We start from the raw sequence: 17,455 nt of genomic DNA, 5'->3' as shown, positions 1-17,455 counted from the left end.
TAGTAACAGTTCAGACAGCATGAACTGTTACCCTGATTAATGCAGAGTCCTTGCAAAGTTACGGTTCACTCTGCAACCGCTGCTTTTAAGAAAAGGTGCTGTAAAATTCTTCAGCCTGTTGCTTCCCTGAGAATTTTGCAGCACCTCCTCCACTATCCCGTACTTACTTCTATCCTGTACTTACTTCATTCCTTTATTATTTAAGGTTTTCTGCGGTAACACACTCTGTACCGGAGTCGATGTATTTGTCAACGCTTGCCGCGTCGGTTGTTCCGTCTAATACGCCAACCAGGGTATCTACGGCAATCTTGCCCATATGATCCGGGAACTGTGCCATTGTGCCAAGTACAAGGCCTTCTTCGATCAGTGCTTTTCCATCGTCGGAACCGTCGAAGCTCATGATCTGGATGCCTTCACGTTTTGCATCGTCCATTGCCTGAAGGATACCGTCCAGCATAACGTCGGATGCTGTGAATAAACCGTCTACTTCCGGGTTTGCCTGAAGCATGTTCTCCGTAACCTGTTTTGCCACGTCGTTGCTCCAGTCGCCTGGCTGCTCGCCTACGATTTCGATTCCGTCGCCAAGGCCGTCTTTGAATCCGTTTACACGGGCATCGCCTACGGAGTTTCCGTTAGCGCCTCTGACAATAATAACTTTTCCCTTGTTTCCAAGTTTTTCCGTCAGCTTCTCTGCGCCGAGTTTGGCTGCTGCATAGTTGTCCGTACCTACATATGTAACATATAAATCTTCGTTGCCCTCAGCAATTGTGCTGTCTACAAGGACAACCGGAATACCTGCGTCTTTTGCCTTCTGGAGAGCCGGAACGACTGCATTGGCATCCATTGGGTTAACGATGATGGCATCAACTTTTTTAGCAATTAAATCCTCAATCTGTGTTACCTGTGCGGATACTGCGGTCTCGTCACCGGCCGTAACCAGTGTGAACTTGTGGCCTGCCGCCTCAACATTCGACTTAATCGCATCTGCAATTCCGCTCTGGAATGCATCGTTGGTAACTGTCTTTAAACTGAAAGCAATCTCGTACTGTTTTCCTGCTTCTTTACTCTCTGCTGCTTCCGTCTCGCCGCCGGCTTCTGCCGGAGCCTCTGTCTTTGGCGCCTCTGTCGGTGCCGGTGCCTCTGTCTTAGATGAACACCCTGTCGTAGCCAGTACCATACTTGATACTAATAATGCCGCAACTAATTTCTTCATTTGTTTTCCTCCCATACATTTGTTTTTTGGTGTTCTGCCACACCCAACATTAACGTTCACATTAACGTTAATGTAATTTTATATTATATGCATTGTACAGATTTGTCAAGATATATTTTTGATTTTTAGCAAATTTTATAGGTTTTATTTAGGGAATTTCTTTGATTTGGCGTTTGGAATGGCCGTGACGGCTGGGACTTTCATTGGTAGACTCTCTTTGGTGTTCGTCAAAAGGGCCGGACTTTGCAGTTAAACAAAGTCCGGCCCTTCCATCATCTGCGCCGCTTATATGCGGTACATACGGGTTATTTCAAAAAATTTTTATATCGTCATTCCGGCACAGTAACCGGTTCTCATAGCCTCCAGAATCTTGGAAGCTTTGCGGCAGTCACCCACAACAATCACTTCATCGGCCAGATCATGCCAACTGTCGAAGTGCTCGGAAGTGCCGCGCATACCGGCGGCAACCAGAACGGTGTCGGCCTCTAAAAGCTGTTCCGTACCTTCGGCATCCACGATTTTCACACCGTTCTCCTCCACGGAAAGAACCCTGGCGGAGCAGTAGGAGTGAACCGATTCATTCAGCTTGGTGAGCAGATGGCGCCAGTGAATGTAAGGAGCGTCTTTTGCCAGACCATCCTTCATCTCCACGATGGTGACGTCATGGCCTTCCCAGGCAAGGCCAAGGCCCTCTTCGCATCCTGCCAGGCCGCCGCCGATCACCACGACCTTTTTCCCTATGGAAAGATGTTTCCTGTACAGGTCGGTAATGTGGTGGACAATCGGGCGGTCCAGTCCCGGAATAGGCGGCGTGATAGGTTCGGAACCGCAGGCCGCAATAATTACATCCGGCTTCTCGGCGCGGATCAGTTCCTCGGTCACTTCCGTATCAAGACGGATCTCCAGATTCGGGGTGCGCTGGACTCTTACCACCATGGATTTCAGGAAGTCCACAATGTCATGTTTAAATGAAATCTGTTTTGCGTAGTCCAGATTGGCCGCCAGATGATCGCTCTTTTCACAGAGAATCACCGTATGGCCGCGCCGCGCCGCCGTCATAGCCGCTTCCATGCCTCCCGGGCCTCCGCCTGCTACCAGTACTTTTTTCAGATGTTCCGGTTTTTCCTCTTTGCGGGTGTTCTCATACTCGCGTCCCCACGCAGGATTAACACTGCAGCGGAGTACACCGGAGGAGAACGGAACATGGGGGATAAATCCGGCGCTGATACATGTTTCGCAGCGGATACATTTGCTGATCTCATCGGCTCTGCCCGTACGCGCTTTCACAACCCAGTCGGGATCAGCGATAAACTGACGTCCCACTACTACAAAGTCGGCCTTTCCATCGGCAAGGGTTGCATCCATAAATTCAGGATCGTTAATTCCGCCCACTACGGACACAAGTGAATTTTTCACTACGGCTTTAATTTTTGACGCATTTTCTACGTTGCAGCCTCTTGGATAGAACACAGTCGGGAACATGCGGGCTGCGGAACCCGTATCGTGGAAGGTGGCTGCGGAAACGTGGATAATATCTACCTTTCCGTCCAGCATTTTGGCAAATTCCACCGTCTCGTCAATGGTAATGCCTCCCTCGGTCTCTTCAACGCCGCTTAAGCGGAATTCGATGATCAGGTTCGGACATTTCTGCCGGATGCGGTCTACGATCATCAGTGGAAAACGTGCTTTGTTCTCGATGGAGCCGCCGTATTTGTCGGTCCGGTGGTTATTTAAATCGGACAGGAACTGGCTGATGAGCCAGCCGTGGCCTCCATGGATATTTACCATATCACAGCCTGCAAACTCGGCCATATAGGCAGCCTGCGCATAGGCGTCGGCAATCTCATTCATCATGTCTTCATCCATCTCGATGACCTTATCGCCATAGAGGTTCTCCTCCATGGGGCTCGGCCCGATGACATAACCGCCCTCGGCCAGGAATGCTCCTTTGGCGCGGCAGCCGGAATGGGTCAGCTCAATCGATGCAAGCGCTCCCCACTTATGTACGGTATCCACGGTCTGAATCAGGGACGGAAGAAGATTCTCGTCATCCAGATGCGGCATGGCGGGATGGGCATGATCCGTCAGGCTGTGAACGCCTGCCTCACCCAGAGTGACGATACCGGCGCCTCCTTTGGCGATGGAATTGTACATCTCATAGGCCTCGCGGGTATAGAACGGAACTTCGCCGCTGGCGGACATGGGAGCCGATTCAACACGGTTTTTAATGTAAACATTGCGCACGCGGATGGGCGCAAAAAGATGCGGATAATTGGACATAATGGCCTCCTCTTCTCTTCAGGGTATCAGTCTGAAGCATCATAATCCAGGAGCGGATAAAATCCGCCCCGTCAAATTTTCTGTACTTAAAAATTCGCTTTTTTCTCTGTGCCAATATGTACATACTAACAACTTACCGCATCAAATGTTATTCAATTTTCAAACATTTTATTTCAAAAAATCAACTTTTAGGATATGGACAGACTGCTCCGTCCTTTTCTGTTTCATTCTTCCCTGTTCCCACTTTCTCATCCTGTAAGGACGCGCTGGCCCGGAACGCACCGGGGGACATGCCGCAGGACCTCTTAAAACAGGTGCAGAAATAGCTGTAGCTGTTCAGCCCCACCCGGTAGGCAATCTGCTCAATGGGGATACAGGTATCGGCCAACAGTTCCTTGCTCCGCTGGATCCTGCACTCCGTCAGATACTGGACGAATGTCACGCCGAATTCTTTTCGGAAAATCCGGGCAAAATGCCCCTCGCTGAATCCCATCATATCCGCCAGATAGCCCAGCCTGATATTTTCCATATAGTGGGTATCAATATACTCGGACACCGGGATTTTGAACGAATATTCCTCATCGGCCCCGCGCTCCTCCAGCGCCTGGGTCACCTCATCATAAAACTCCAGGAAACAGCTTCTCGTATCCGCCACAAAGCTGCATGAAAGGATACGTGACATGGCCGTATCGCTCCTGTGCTGCATCCAGTTCTCCGGCACGCCGCACCGCACACAGTAATCTCCGATACGCTGCACCAGACGGAGCATTTCCACCTTTGCTTTCTGCGGCCGCGTCCTTCCTTCCAGAAGGGCGCGCACCATCTCCTGCAGCACGCCTTCCAGCTGCTCCCGGTTGCGCCGGGCAAAAGCAGCCAGCAGTTCGGGGTAATACCGGTTTAAGTCAACCTCCTCCGGCTCCTTCTTTTCCTGTTCCATATTTTCCAGAAGCATTGTGACTTCCTTTCCTGAAAAATAACTCTTATTCAGAGCCAGATCCATCCGGGGATACATCTGGGAATACTGCCCGAGACGGCAGCACTGCTGGCTGATGCAGACCGAAATGGTATAAGCGCTTCTGGTTCTGATCTCTTTCTTTAATGCCTCCGCCACACGTGACAGGTGATCGTAAATCTCCGCTCCCTCCCACTCCGGGCAGCATAAAAAGCAGATCAGCTTGTCAAGGCCTACCAGATTGGCCATAAACCCCTTCAGGCCCATGTGATCCATGCTTTCCCGGAGCATGTTGATAAGGGCGGTCTTTTGAAAAAATTCCTGAGTGATATGCATCTTGCTGCTGAAATTATAGTAGTCATCCACCTGGATCAAAAGAAAACGGTTGGGAAGCGTGTCCAGGCCTACGGTGGCCAGGGCATCCCCCACCTTATCCGGGCGGATATTGTTGTAGATCAGGCTGTAAGACAGCTCGCAGGCCAGTACATGATACAGCGTGATATAACCTTTCCAATAGTCCAGTGACATGGGAATCATTTTTGTTTTATCCACAACATCTACCTACCTTTCCCGGGATAACCGGCTTCTGGGTTACAGTTATTATTATTCAATCTATTTGTTTAAATTTTATCAAATTTTGGATGTGAACACAAGTCCATAGAGAGGCTTATCGGATAGTTGAGATGGGAGGGTTACTGTTCACACCGCATTTCGCTGTGAACAATAACACGCTTCGCGATGCACAGAAACGGCAAAAAGTGCCGTTTCGCGCCGTGTAACTCGGTATTTTTGTGGGTGGAGCATAGCAGGTGGCATTCTCTCCTACGCTCAGATGTCAAAATTATTAAATTATTCGTCAGAATTGTTGAATTACTTTTTCTCTTTGCCCGATTATAATATCAATAAGCTTTTTTCTGTGCCGCAATCAAATTATTCCAATATGCCCTCAGCCAATAAAACTGAGGGCCACGTGAAAGGAGAACTGCTATGAATCCGTATCCACAGCTGTTCCAGCCTCTGCGGCTAGGCCGCACCGTATTAAAAAACCGAATTGAAGCGGCTCCTGTATCGGTGTCTAATCTGACGCCACAGGCTCACTTCACCCCGGACAATATTGCCATATTTGAACGCAAGGCCAAAGGCGGAGCCGCTATCATCAACATGGGTGAGGCCCGCATCGATCTGAAAACCGGTATCTCCCATCTGCTGTGCCTGGCTCTGGACGATCCCGAAGTTATGCCATCCTTAATCCTGGCTACCGATGCCATCAAACGCCATAATGCAATTCCCGCCATTGAGATCCTTCATCCCGGCGGCCGTGCCAACCCGGAATATTATGACGGTCCAATCTGGGCTCCCAGCGATGCCCCCGGACACCTTGGCAAGGATTACACTGCCCTGGACGAGGAGACCATAAACTACATAGTAAAACGTTTTGCCGATGCTGCGGAAATCGCATATCTGGGTGGTGTGGAGATGATTATGGTTCATGGCGGTCACGGATGGCTGCTTCATGAGTTCCTTTCCCCGCTGAATAACCACCGCACCGACAAATTCGGCGGCAGCCTGGAAAACCGGGCCAGAATTTCCCTCATGGTGGTGGACGCAATCCGCAGCCGCTGTCCAGACCTGTTGATCGAGTTTCGTCTCAGCGGCAGCGAACTGGTGGAGGGCGGACTGACCATAGAGGATCAGGTCGAATTCGCCAGGATGCTGGACGGCAAAGTGGATTTAATTCATGTCACGGCCGGAACCTTTCACTACCCCGAAACCAACCAGCACATGGTTCCCAGCATGTTCCATCCATTCGGCGTCAATGTAGAATATGCCGCAGCTATCAAAAAAGCGGTGAAGACTCCGGTGGCCGTCGTAGGCGGACTGGATGATCCGAAACTGATGGAACAGGTACTGGCAGAAGGCAAAGCGGATGTCATCGCCGTGGGGCGTTCCATCCTTGCCGACGCGCAGATGCCGTGTAAGCTGGCAAATGGACGTGACTATGACGTTACCCCGTGTATCCGCTGTAACAACTGTATCAGTGAATCCTTTGTCCCCTACGTAAAATACTCTTCCCGCCTGACCCGCTGCTCGGTCAATCCGGTAGCCGGACGGGAGTACACCGAAAAAGACGTCCGCCCTGCCGTTTCCCCAAAAAAGGTTCTGGTCATCGGCGGCGGTCCCGCAGGCATGGAAGCTGCCATCACTCTGGCTGACCGTGGACACCAGGTTATCCTGGCTGAAAAGTCGGACTGTCTCGGCGGCGCCATCCGTTTTGCCAGACATGTGTCTTTCAAAAACAAGCTGGATCAGTTTATGCAGGTACTGATCCGAAGAGTTGGAGAACGTGGAATTACCGTCAAACTGAACACAGCCATGACCCCGGAACTGGCCAGGCAGATAAAACCCGACGCAATTGTATGTGCCATCGGAGCTTCCCCCATTGTTCCTCCAATTCCCGGTGTAGAGCTGGAACACGTTGTTTCCGCAGTGGGCATGCATGAGCACATGGAAGAAATCGGCCAAAATGTTGTGATTCTGGGCGGCGGCCTGGTTGGCTGTGAGGAAAGCATCGTCCTTGGCGGGCTTGGAAAGAAAGTTACTGTTCTTGAGATGAAACCCGAACTCTGCCGCGATGCTCCTTATCTGCACCATGAGGCAGTGCTCCTGGAAATGGAGCGGCTGGGCGTTGTCACCCATACCGGCACGCGCTGTACGGAAATTCTTCCGGACGGCGTTCATGCGGAACAGGATGGAAAAGAAATTAAAATCACCGCAGATACCGTCATCATTGCGGCCGGCCTGGCTCCCTGTCTGGAGGAGGCGGAATCCTTCCGTTCCTGTGCTCCGGAATTCTGGAAAATCGGCGACTGCAAACAGGCCCGAAATGTCCGTCTTGCCATTCATGAGGGCTATGATGCAGGTTCCTACATCGAATAAAAAATACATATATCCTAATAATCTGGAGACCGTGTTGAAGGTGTAACACGGCAGAAAGGAATGTTATATTATGAATGCAATGATTCCTACAATCGTAATCGTTCTTATCATTTATTTCGCGGCAATGGTCGTTATCGGATGGATGGGCCGCAGCAAGGCCAGTAACTTCGAGGGTTATTTGAGCATGGGCCGTTCCGCCGGCGTTCTGCTTCTGATGGGCGGAGCAATCGGCGGACAGATCGGCAACGGTTTCGTAGTCGGCGGCGCTGCCGAGGGTGCTACCAGCGGTCTGGCCGGCGCTGCCTACGGTATCGCCTGTGCACTCTCCACAGTCGTAGTAGCCCTTTTCCTTAACAACTTTATCTACAACAACGGCTATATGTCAATGACAGACTATACACGTAAACGCTATCAAAATGAAATTCCGGGTACTATCTACGACTTAAGTACCGCAATTTCCTCCATCGGCTTAATCGCCGGACAGATTATGGCCGGCAAGGCCCTGTTCGAAGCACTTGGTCTTCCCGGCAACGTGGGAGCTATCGCTATCGCAGTAGTCGTTCTGCTGTACTCTCAGCTCTCCGGACTTTGGGGTGCTTTTGCCACCTCCGTTATCCAGACCGGCGTTATCCTGGTTGGTCTCGTTTCCACCACGCTTGTCCTGTTCAGCAAGGGCGCTGTCGGTGAAATGAGCGCGGCTGTCCAGGCCGGCACTCTGGCAAGCTCATCGCTGGATTTCAGCGGTCTGTCCGCAGCCGGCTTTGCAGGCATGATGCTGCCTCTGCTCTTAGGTATTGTTACCGATCAGCCGACCTATCAGCGTATCAACTCCGCAAAGAGTGCAAAGATTTCCCGTATTGCCTGTTATTTCTCCTGCCTCGTTATGATTCCGCTGGCTTTGATGCCCGCATTCATCGGTTCCTACGGCTCCTTCAAATACGGCGCCACCGGAAACAGCGCTTTCTTCGATGTTATCCTGATGGAACTTCCCGCTGTCGTATGCGCACTGATTATTGCCGCCGTTCTGGCCGCCTGCATGTCGACTATCGACTGCGGCCTGATCACGATGTCCACCGTATTAACACGCGATATCTGGCAGGGTACGCTTAAGAAAACCCCAACAGAGGCACAGTTAAAGAAAATCACACTGGGAGTCAACATCGGATTTATGTTCACCTCGACCGCACTGGCATTATCCGCCAGCAGCATCCTGGGACTTCTGAACTCCGTATACTCCTTCCTGGCAGCCGCCTGCTTTGTTCCGTTCGTCGGCGGTGTGGCCTGGAAACGAGGCACGGCTATGGGCGCCGTGGCTGCCTCCATCGTGGGCGTTGCCACTGTACTTATAAGCTGGACGGGTATCGTCTTCCCGCTTGGCAATATCATCCCGAGCGGTGTCTTCCCTGTTATTCCTTCCGCCATTGCTTACATTATTGTAAGTCTTTGCACAAAGAATGCAGAGGCTCAGGCTGCATAATCGGGCCTGTAGTTCTCCAATAAACTGAAAATAGCCCAGAACGGCAAAAGGTGCCGATACACTGATAATTGTTAAACCATCCGTGTATCGGCACCTTTTATAATTATATAAATTGAAATTCCATATAAAACTCCCCGCGACTCTCTCTGTCCGCATCCGGAGAGTCAAGCGTCACAGAACCAGGCTCCGTTCTATTTCCAGCGCGCGTGTTCAGCCTGATAAAGCACGCCTTCCTTGGTCAAATTGTCCACCGTTTCATGATCCATACCAAGAAACCGGTGCAAAATCTCATAATTGTCCTCTCCCATCTTGGAAATCCTCCCATAATCAATTGGTGATTCCGACAATCTGAACGGAACTGAAGGATAAGGCGCCTTGCCTACATACGGTACATCCAGCTCTACAAAAGCATTAACTGCTTTCGCATGCCGATCCGTAACAATATCCTTATAATCCTTGACAACGGCAGCCCCTATTTGCAATTTTTCAAGCGCTTGTACAATATCGTAGCCATCCTGTGCGGAAGTCCAGTTGTCAATCAGACTGTTCATTTCCGAGGCATTATCAATACGTCCCTGTATGGTGGAGAATTTTTCATCACCCAGGCGGTCAATTCTTGTAATTTCCCTGAACACTTTCCATAAATGGTCCGGACAGGAAATATGGACAAACCTCCCCTCTTTATCATGATAATAACCGCAGGGAGCCAAATCATTGATTCTTGCCCTGCCTCCTGCCGCTGTATAGAGACTTAACTCCGCAGAAAACATATTCGTCACCGAACTCATCATGTCTACTTCCAGATATTGTCCGACACCGGTCCTGTCACGTTCGTTGACTGCCGCCATAATCGCGCTGCAAAAGCAGAGCGCACCAATGTGATCACTGTTATTGCCTCCGGGATAATAGGGCCGTTCCGCTCCGGATTCAAGCAGTGAGTTAATCAGACCGGATTCACTTTGAATAATGCTGTCGAATGCCACCCTCTTTGAATAAGGGCCGTACTGTCCAAATCCTGAATTGTTCGCCATGATAATCCGGGGGTTGATCCTGTGTATGGTTTCCCAGTCAAATCCCATCTTTTCTATTGTGCCCGCGCGGAAGTTCTGCATAACAATATCCACATGAGGGAGCAATTCCTTCAGTATCTCTTTGGCCCTGTCATTTCTTAAATCCATACTCAGGCTGTATTTATTACTGCTGTAACTGGGATATGCAAGACTCTCGCCGTTGTAAAAGGGCGGATACATCCGGAAATCGTCACCGGTAATCGCCTTTTCTACTTTTATAACGCTGGCTCCCAGGTGGCCTAAAAGATAGGCCGCGTACGGTCCTGCGATATAACGGGTAAAATCAAGCACTACCATACCTTCTAACGCTTTTTGCATATTGTTTTACCCCCTGTTCATCCTACAACGTGCCGTTCTCTCATTTTCGTTATTTCGCTGCTGTTAAGTTTAAGATAATCTGAGAGGATTTCATCCGTGTTCTGTCCGAGTGACGGCGCGCTGTTATAATCCACCGTCATGCCATCAATTCTAAACGGGCTGGCAAAATAGGGGAGCCTGCCAAGTCCCGATACCTCGACCTCCATGATTCCATGCCTGGCCATAAGGTGGGGATCTTTCTTCAAATCATCTATGGTACGTACAATCCCTCCGGATATGCCTGTCTCGGTGAAAAGTTTCACCGCTTCGTCGGATGTATATTTTAAAGACCACATTTCCATTCTTTCAAGGAGCAGCTCTCTGTGTTGTTCACGCACGGCAGGATCTGAAAAACGTGCTTCATTCATAATCGGATCATCCATCAGTTTTACCGCCCGTTCCCATATAGGCTGATCTCCGCAGGAGACCCGCAGCCATCCGTCTTTTGAACGTATAAATCCTTCCGGCGCATTGCCGTCTATCGGCCTTTCCACTCCGTTAAATAAATAGTCGTTGATTGGCAGACTGAACATTGCAACAAGGGATCCGTACATATTGGCTTCCACTTTCTGCCCGTATCCGCTTACCCTTGCCTGATGCACCGCTGCAAGTGTTGCAATTAAGCAGAAATAAGCGCTTGCATACCCCGCAATATTGCCTCCTACATAGTATGGCGTTCCCAGACTGTCATTGATCAGCGATTGGGTCATCCCGCTTTCTGCCTGTATTGTCCCTTCATAAACCGGCCTTCCGCTATACGGACCCTCCGCTCCGAAACCTGTCAGTGAGACACATATCAGCCTCGGGTATGCCTCCTTTAACGCTTCATAGTCCAACCCTAAGCGTTCCATTGTTCCCGGATTAAAACTGTCGATGAGAACATCGGCTTTTTGCAAAAGCATTTTTATCACTTCAATTCCATCCGGACTGTTCAGATCAAGCGCTATGCTTTTTTTATTACGGTTATACGCCGTAAAAACCGGGTTCCCTCCCCTGATAACGGGGGCTGAGGTGCGGACGGTATCGCCTGTTCCGATTTTCTCAACTTTAATAACATCCGCCCCCAGGTCTCCCATCATCATCGTACAATAAGGGCCGGAAACCGCTTCTGTTAAATCAATTACAGTTATGCCGCTTAATGTTTTCATTTTATACCTCATAAAATTTACAGGCTCTGTTATTTTTCTTCTTCTGCTTTTTTTGCCATCTCCGCATTATGCTGCTTCAGCCATGCACTTACGCCATTCTCAAGGATAAAAGCATTCCGCTCCGCGCGCGCTGCCGGATCTGCGCTCTGCTCGATATGAGCTCCGGTCTGGACATTATACTCAAATGCTTTATCAAGCCCTGCAAGCTCATATGCATAATTAATGGCGCGCTTATTCTGTTCCAGCGTAATGGAAGGAACCACCGCGAGGCGTGCCGCCCAAGCTTCCGCTTCCTCCATAAGTTTATCTGCCGGAACAACCTTATTGATGAGGCCCATCTCAAGAGCATCCTGTGACGTCAGCTTTTCATACATGAACATCAAGCGTTTTGCATTTTTCATTCCCGTCAGATACGGAAGCAGCATCATCATATCTGCGGAGAGGCGGTCATTTTCCGTGAGTCCTAAAGCGGTTCCTTCCGCCATTATAGTAAAATCGCCGACAAGGGCCAAATCAAAACCGAATCCGAAGGCCGCGCCGTGCACCGCGCAGATCAGCATTTTCTTTAGGTGGAACATCGTCTTGCTGACTCTCAGAAACCGGTTAAAGTGGACAAGCCATTCCGTAGGAACATGGTTTTTAATTTCCGATGCATGTGCAAAGAGATCCACACCCGAACAAAACGCTGCTCCTTCTCCGCCAAATATAACAACCTTTACATCATCATCCAGTTCTATTTCCTTAAAGGCACTGTCAAGCTCTTCCAGTGTTACATCGCTTATTGCATTTCGTACCTTCGGACGGTTAAGCATCAGTTTTGCAACACTCCCCTTTTTTGTTATGGATAAATGCTGATATTCCTTGTATTGATACATATTAGATATCTCCTTTCGTAAGAGCCAAACTGAGTGGTATTATGCTGTAATTACCTTTACATAAAACAGGATACAATAGAGCAGACAACCAAAAGCGGTACGTTTATGCAGATAAAGGACGGAACGCAGGTGTCCCAAATATGGTCGTGCTGACCGTCCATATTAAATGCGGCCGTAGGCAAAAGCGTCTGATCCGATGCAGGTGATCCGGAATCACCGAGTGCCGCCGCTGCCGAGATCAGCATAATAATTGCAGGAATACTAAAGCCCATTTTAAGGCCCATGGGGACCATGATAACCGCAACAATCGGAACGGTGCCCCAGGATGAACCGATTCCCATAGTAACTACCAGGCCGAGCAGAAGCATAACAAACGAGCCGATTAGCTTGCTTCCACCTAGAAGGGAGACCGTAGCATTAACCAGCCCTAACACATCTCCCACCTCTTTACTGACGGTTGCATAGCCGCACCCGGCCATCAGAACAAATGTTACATAGGCCATTCTCATCATACCCTGAGTAGCTACGTCGTCAAAATCTTTCCATTTAATAACGCGGAAAACCAATAACAAAAATACTGCTACCATGGCTCCGATCTGCAGAGAACCGGTTATTACCTGGAACACTACGGAGGAGAGCGCTGCTGTCAGTGCAAGAATATGCTTTCTTTCAATTTTCGGCATCTCATTTTCGCTGGCTTCAATCTCGCCTTCCTTTGGCGCCGTAACGCCGGGCACTGGTGTATACTCACGCGGTTTACGGTATATTACCATAACAAGTCCTGCGGCGATCAGCATGGCAAAAATAATGGGAATATTTGCACTTGCAACCGTGCCGATTGTCACATCGGTAACACCATTGTTTAACATTTCACCAGCAACGATATCCATGAACTGGTTGCCATATCCCAACGGGATACAGACATAACCAATCTGCAGGCCGCACATGATAATTGTACAGACCTTTCTTCGGTCAATATTAAATCTGTTAAATGCGGGAAGAAGCGGCGGAATTAAAATGGTCGTAAATACTGCGCCAAGTGTAATAATGGTCTCACAGCAGGCAGCCGCAACCAGCATACCGAGCATGAGCAACCAGGATTTTTTACCCATTACTTTAGTAATTCGCGGCCCCAGCACATCGCCAACTCCGGAAAGGGTCAGTGTAACGGCAAGAATTCCAAGGAGCAGGCGGCTGAACATTGATGTTACATTACCGCCCATACCGCTCATAAAAAGCTTTATCGTATCCAGGTAATTCAGTCCCCCCATAAGTCCACAGACAAGTCCGGCAAGAATAATGGATATGTAAACGTTCATTTTCAGCAAACACAGGACAACCATAACAATAACAGAAACGAAAATCGGGTTAGTGATTATATCTACCATTTACCTTCCTCCTTTTTACATTGTACGAATCTTTCTCATCCCATAAGTTTTAGTGATATCCATACCATTTAACAATGTCATCTACCGACTCCCTCATACTGATTACCTGGTTCGCGGAAAATTCCCAATCCGGATACCCAATTGCAATACCGCAAATCAATTTTTTGTTATCCGGAATTTTTAAGTACTTTCGCAATCCCCTTTCGTATTCAATCGGCTGATATGCCACACACGTTCCCAGATCAAATTCCATAGCTGCAATACAAATGTTTTGGGCGATGCAGCCCATATCGAACCGAAAACACTCTGAATCCAGTTCCTTGTCCATATAAAGCACAATGCCCACAGGTGCATCGAAAAAACGGTATCCCCTGCTTCCCCACCAGGTCCTTTTTTCCTTGTCGTCTCTTGCAATATCCATAGCTGAAAATAGCTGTTTTGCTACCTGGATACTTCTCTGACGATAAATGCCTGAGACGCCGGGGAAGGGATTGTCCTCAGGCCCCCCGCTATTTACGCTGTCCATATTATCGTTCCGGATGAATTTCAAAGTTTCCCCGGTAATTACTGCAATCTCCCAGGGTTGTGCATTGACTGCAGATACAGCACGGGCTGCAAGCTGTAATACTTCCTGCAGAATTTCCCTGGGAACCGGTTTATCCAAAAAGCCCCGGATTGCCTTTCTTCCGTTTATCGCATCTTTTACATCCACACGTTCTCCCCCTTTATAAACTTTTGGCTGCAGCCGCATATACATACTGCTTTTTCTTATCGCATCCCTCCTCAATCAAACCATATAATACTCATCAAGCTTGTCCTTCGTTATCTCCCCCTTTTTATCAAAATTTTTATAATTATATCCCGGGGCCTGCTCACATTTCCTTTTAACTCTATTTACCCTGGGTTCAAGTTCTATTTCCGCTCTGATTTATGACCGTTTAATTGATACCTTCCCTCTTCTATATACTGTAAAAAGTTTATTATATCATCTAAATATCTTTTAAATTATTTGATATATAAATATTTGACATGTAAATAGTTGGTATATCAACCTTTTTAAACTCATTATATCTTTTTATTGATTTTTGTCAATTTATTTATATTATTTTCACTTTTTTCTACTTTTTCGACAAAGCGCCGAAAATCTTTTTGTTACTTTTAGACAATGACAAGTCAATAGAAACCCTATAAAATGGAAGAGATAGACAAATAAAGCAACTTTTATTAAATGAAAGGTCTTAAAACATGCGCATTTATGATTGTATTAATTTCCAGCTATCGAACGTTCAAAATTCCGTTCTTTCATACTTCCGCAAAATTCTGTTGCCGTTTGGGGTTACCCCTTCACAGTATTCTGTGTTAAGCTGCTTATGGGAACAGGATTTGCAGCCTCCTTCGCAACTCGCCCAGAAACTGAATCTGGATCCCTCGACTCTGACCGGGTTAATTTCACGCATGGAAGGTAAGAAACTAATCCAGCGGCAATACCGGCAGGAAGATCTGCGTATCATTGTTATCCATATAACGGAGCTTGGAAGCAGTCTGCAGGAGGGCATTACAAAAGCAATTGAAGATGCCAACGACTTTGTATTAGATGGGATTTCGGATGAAGAACACGATGTGTTACTACGATGTTTTGATATAATCCAGAAAAATGTTCAAAAATAGTCATTTAGTTATTTCATACGGCAAAAAACTCCCCGGCTCTTACAAGCCGGGGAGTAACAGTACCATCCTCTGATTCGTATATCAGTATCTGAAAGCTTCATAAATTGAAGCTATTCCACTTTTATGTCAGCAGACGGATTCCGTATATAATTCATTTTGCTGCCTGTCAGTTACTTAACTTTCCTTACCGTCTTCCCTTCCACCAATGCCGTCTTAATCACATGACGGCAAATTTCGTCGCAGTGCCCGGCTTCCTCGCAGTCCGGGTTTATTTTGCATCGCAGGCAGTCCACCGCGGTGATTGACATCTTCGCCTTATACGAGCTTATCGTCGTAAGCGGAAAGGGAATCGCCATCCGGGACTGGATGTGGTCAAAGCCCACCAGGGAATAATCTCCCGGCACGCTTAAGCCGTTCTGGTCAAGCCAGGTCCAGGCCTCCCAGGCCATGCTGTCACTGAATGCAAAGATCGCGGTATAATCCACGCCGTCCTCTTTCATCTGTTTCAGAATATCCGGGATATTGCTCTCCGATACGGATACTTCCCGGATCAAGTCACGGCAGACGGGAATCCCGGCCTCCTCATGGGCCTGGATGTACCCCCTGCACCTCTCTTTTGCACTGGATATGTAGGACGGACCGTTCAGGAACAAAATCCGGCTGTGGCCGTTCTCAATCAGGTACTTTGCCGCCAGATAACCGCCCTGCACGTCGTCGCAGACAACATAATTGGCATCCAGTTTCTCGCTGTGGCGCCCGATCTGGATAAACGGTACGCCGGATTCCATGAGGAATTTGACGTTGTCATCCGTTTCCTGGGTCGGACAGATTATAATCCCGTCCACATTTTTATTGATAGCGGTTTTGATTGCCTCCCGCTCCATCTCACTGTTTTCGTTTGTATTGAGAAGAAATGCACTGTAGCCAAACTGTCTGGCATGGTTCTCAATCTCTTTTGTCATGATCGCAAAATGCGGGTTGGAGATGTCTCCCAGAATCACGGCAATCGTATTGGTATACCCCAGGCGCAGGGAGGATGCGATTGTATTATTAATATATCCCATTTCCTTGGCCGTCTGCTTAATTCTCTGGATTGTCTCCTGTGCTATATCGTCCTTCCCGCGGAGGGCTCTGGATATTGTATTGATGCTGTATCCGGTTTTTTCAGCCAGATCTTTCAAAGTCACGGTTCTTTTTGGTCTTTTCACACGGTCGCCCCCCTTTTACATTAACGTTAATGTAAAGTTACGCTTTTGTCAACCTTTTTACCGCATATTTTTTCAATAAGTGTCGGTATATCTTTCAGGCTTTCCAGCTCAAACTCCGCAAGACTCCTGTCAAAATGAAAGCGGCTGTCAATCAGAGCGGCCACATGCATACCGGCTCTGTGAGCCGCGGTAATGCCCACCGTGGAGTCTTCAATCACAAGGCATTCTTCCGGTTTTACTCCCAGCTTTTCAGCCGTATAGAAATAAATCTCCGGATCCGGTTTGCTCCTTTTAAACATTCCTCCGCTGACCATCAGCTCCAAACGCTCCGCCACATGGTTCATAGTCAGTATTTTTGTTACCTGTTCAATGTTAGTGGATGATGCCACGGCCAGCCTGAGCCCCTTATCCCGAAGCCAGTCCATAACGCCGAGAATCTCCGGCCGGAAAATCTCCTGGTAATCCACGAGATCAAACACCTCATCCCAGCGTCCGCGGTACTGTTCCCTGAGTTCTTCCCATGTTTCCCCATTGGCTACGGCCTTCTCCACCACGATCCAGCAGTCCCTCTTCGTTGTGCCGACCGTACCGTATAAGTCCTCGATCCGGATATCCGGGTTCTTCTCCCTGGCAAACTCATAGATATATTTCAGGTATTCCATCTCGCTGTCGATTATTACTCCGTCCATGTCAAAAATTACTGCTTTTATCATAAATCCTCCTGATTTTTTGCCTTTTGCTGATAGTATACAGGAATCAGGTGGTTTTTTGCAAGGCGTACGGCCCCCTGGAATACGAAAAAATCATTAAAAAAAACATAATTTTTCCTTCACACTGCCTTTTCCTCCCTTTTCCTTTCTGTTATAATCGAGAGAGATTGCA

13 protein-coding genes are annotated in these 17,455 nt (G+C 48.4%); 3 read left to right on the top strand and 10 right to left on the bottom strand.

Annotation, left to right across the window (positions count from 1 at the left end):
• Nucleotides 1-196: 196 nt before the first annotated feature.
• From QZT18_RS06115 to QZT18_RS06105, 3 genes are all read right to left on the bottom strand, one after another.
• On the bottom strand, nucleotides 197-1,213 hold the full coding sequence (locus QZT18_RS06115; RefSeq protein WP_294145615.1) for a sugar ABC transporter substrate-binding protein: 1,017 nt from the start codon (nucleotides 1,211-1,213) through the stop codon (nucleotides 197-199).
• Nucleotides 1,214-1,534: 321 nt separating this feature from the next.
• Nucleotides 1,535-3,493: an FAD-dependent oxidoreductase gene (locus tag QZT18_RS06110; protein ID WP_294145613.1), complete on the bottom strand. Its 1,959-nt coding sequence runs from the start codon at nucleotides 3,491-3,493 to the stop codon at nucleotides 1,535-1,537.
• 181 nt (nucleotides 3,494-3,674) lie between these two features.
• On the bottom strand, nucleotides 3,675-4,997 hold the full coding sequence (locus QZT18_RS06105) for an AraC family transcriptional regulator (RefSeq protein WP_294145611.1): 1,323 nt from the start codon (nucleotides 4,995-4,997) through the stop codon (nucleotides 3,675-3,677).
• 435 nt (nucleotides 4,998-5,432) lie between these two features.
• Between QZT18_RS06105 and QZT18_RS06100 the strand changes: the two genes are divergently transcribed.
• Together QZT18_RS06100 and QZT18_RS06095 are read left to right on the top strand one after the other, a co-directional pair.
• A complete protein-coding gene (locus QZT18_RS06100) occupies nucleotides 5,433-7,382 on the top strand; it encodes an FAD-dependent oxidoreductase (protein WP_294145609.1) in 1,950 nt (649 codons plus the stop codon).
• Between the two features lie 70 nt (nucleotides 7,383-7,452).
• Nucleotides 7,453-8,859, top strand: a complete 1,407-nt coding sequence (locus tag QZT18_RS06095) for a sodium:solute symporter (protein ID WP_294145606.1) — start codon at nucleotides 7,453-7,455, stop codon at nucleotides 8,857-8,859.
• 191 nt (nucleotides 8,860-9,050) lie between these two features.
• Here QZT18_RS06095 and QZT18_RS06090 read toward each other — a convergent pair whose 3' ends face one another.
• From QZT18_RS06090 to QZT18_RS06070, 5 genes are read right to left on the bottom strand one after another with little or no spacing between them, the layout of a single operon-like run.
• Nucleotides 9,051-10,247 carry a CaiB/BaiF CoA-transferase family protein gene (locus QZT18_RS06090; protein WP_294145604.1) on the bottom strand — a complete coding sequence of 399 codons (1,197 nt, stop codon included), beginning with the start codon at nucleotides 10,245-10,247 and terminating at the stop codon, nucleotides 9,051-9,053.
• Nucleotides 10,248-10,264: 17 nt separating this feature from the next.
• Nucleotides 10,265-11,434, bottom strand: a complete 1,170-nt coding sequence (locus QZT18_RS06085) for a CaiB/BaiF CoA-transferase family protein (protein ID WP_294145602.1) — start codon at nucleotides 11,432-11,434, stop codon at nucleotides 10,265-10,267.
• Nucleotides 11,435-11,463: 29 nt separating this feature from the next.
• Nucleotides 11,464-12,309 (bottom strand): enoyl-CoA hydratase/isomerase family protein, encoded by an 846-nt coding sequence (locus tag QZT18_RS06080; protein ID WP_294145599.1) that lies wholly within the window; start codon nucleotides 12,307-12,309, stop codon nucleotides 11,464-11,466.
• Between the two features lie 56 nt (nucleotides 12,310-12,365).
• On the bottom strand, nucleotides 12,366-13,697 hold the full coding sequence (locus QZT18_RS06075) for a Na+/H+ antiporter NhaC family protein (RefSeq protein WP_294145597.1): 1,332 nt from the start codon (nucleotides 13,695-13,697) through the stop codon (nucleotides 12,366-12,368).
• A gap of 49 nt (nucleotides 13,698-13,746) precedes the next feature.
• The gene (locus QZT18_RS06070; RefSeq protein ID WP_294145596.1) at nucleotides 13,747-14,409 is read right to left on the bottom strand and encodes a nitroreductase; all 663 of its coding nucleotides are present in this window, start codon (nucleotides 14,407-14,409) and stop codon (nucleotides 13,747-13,749) included.
• A gap of 533 nt (nucleotides 14,410-14,942) precedes the next feature.
• Here QZT18_RS06070 and QZT18_RS06065 point away from each other — a divergent pair.
• Nucleotides 14,943-15,365: a MarR family winged helix-turn-helix transcriptional regulator gene (locus tag QZT18_RS06065; protein ID WP_294145594.1), complete on the top strand. Its 423-nt coding sequence runs from the start codon at nucleotides 14,943-14,945 to the stop codon at nucleotides 15,363-15,365.
• 170 nt (nucleotides 15,366-15,535) lie between these two features.
• Here QZT18_RS06065 and QZT18_RS06060 read toward each other — a convergent pair whose 3' ends face one another.
• Together QZT18_RS06060 and QZT18_RS06055 are read right to left on the bottom strand one after the other, a co-directional pair.
• Nucleotides 15,536-16,573: a LacI family DNA-binding transcriptional regulator gene (locus tag QZT18_RS06060; protein ID WP_294145592.1), complete on the bottom strand. Its 1,038-nt coding sequence runs from the start codon at nucleotides 16,571-16,573 to the stop codon at nucleotides 15,536-15,538.
• Nucleotides 16,574-16,599: 26 nt separating this feature from the next.
• Nucleotides 16,600-17,286, bottom strand: coding sequence for an HAD family phosphatase (locus tag QZT18_RS06055; RefSeq protein WP_294145590.1), 687 nt, complete (start codon nucleotides 17,284-17,286; stop codon nucleotides 16,600-16,602).
• Nucleotides 17,287-17,455 lie beyond the last annotated feature (169 nt).

Origin of the sequence: uncultured Clostridium sp. (assembly GCF_900547735.1) — a bacterium.
Lineage (GTDB): Bacteria > Bacillota > Clostridia > Lachnospirales > Lachnospiraceae > Otoolea.
Note: the sequence above shows the minus strand (reverse complement) of the source record. Positions and strands in the feature narration are given on the sequence as shown.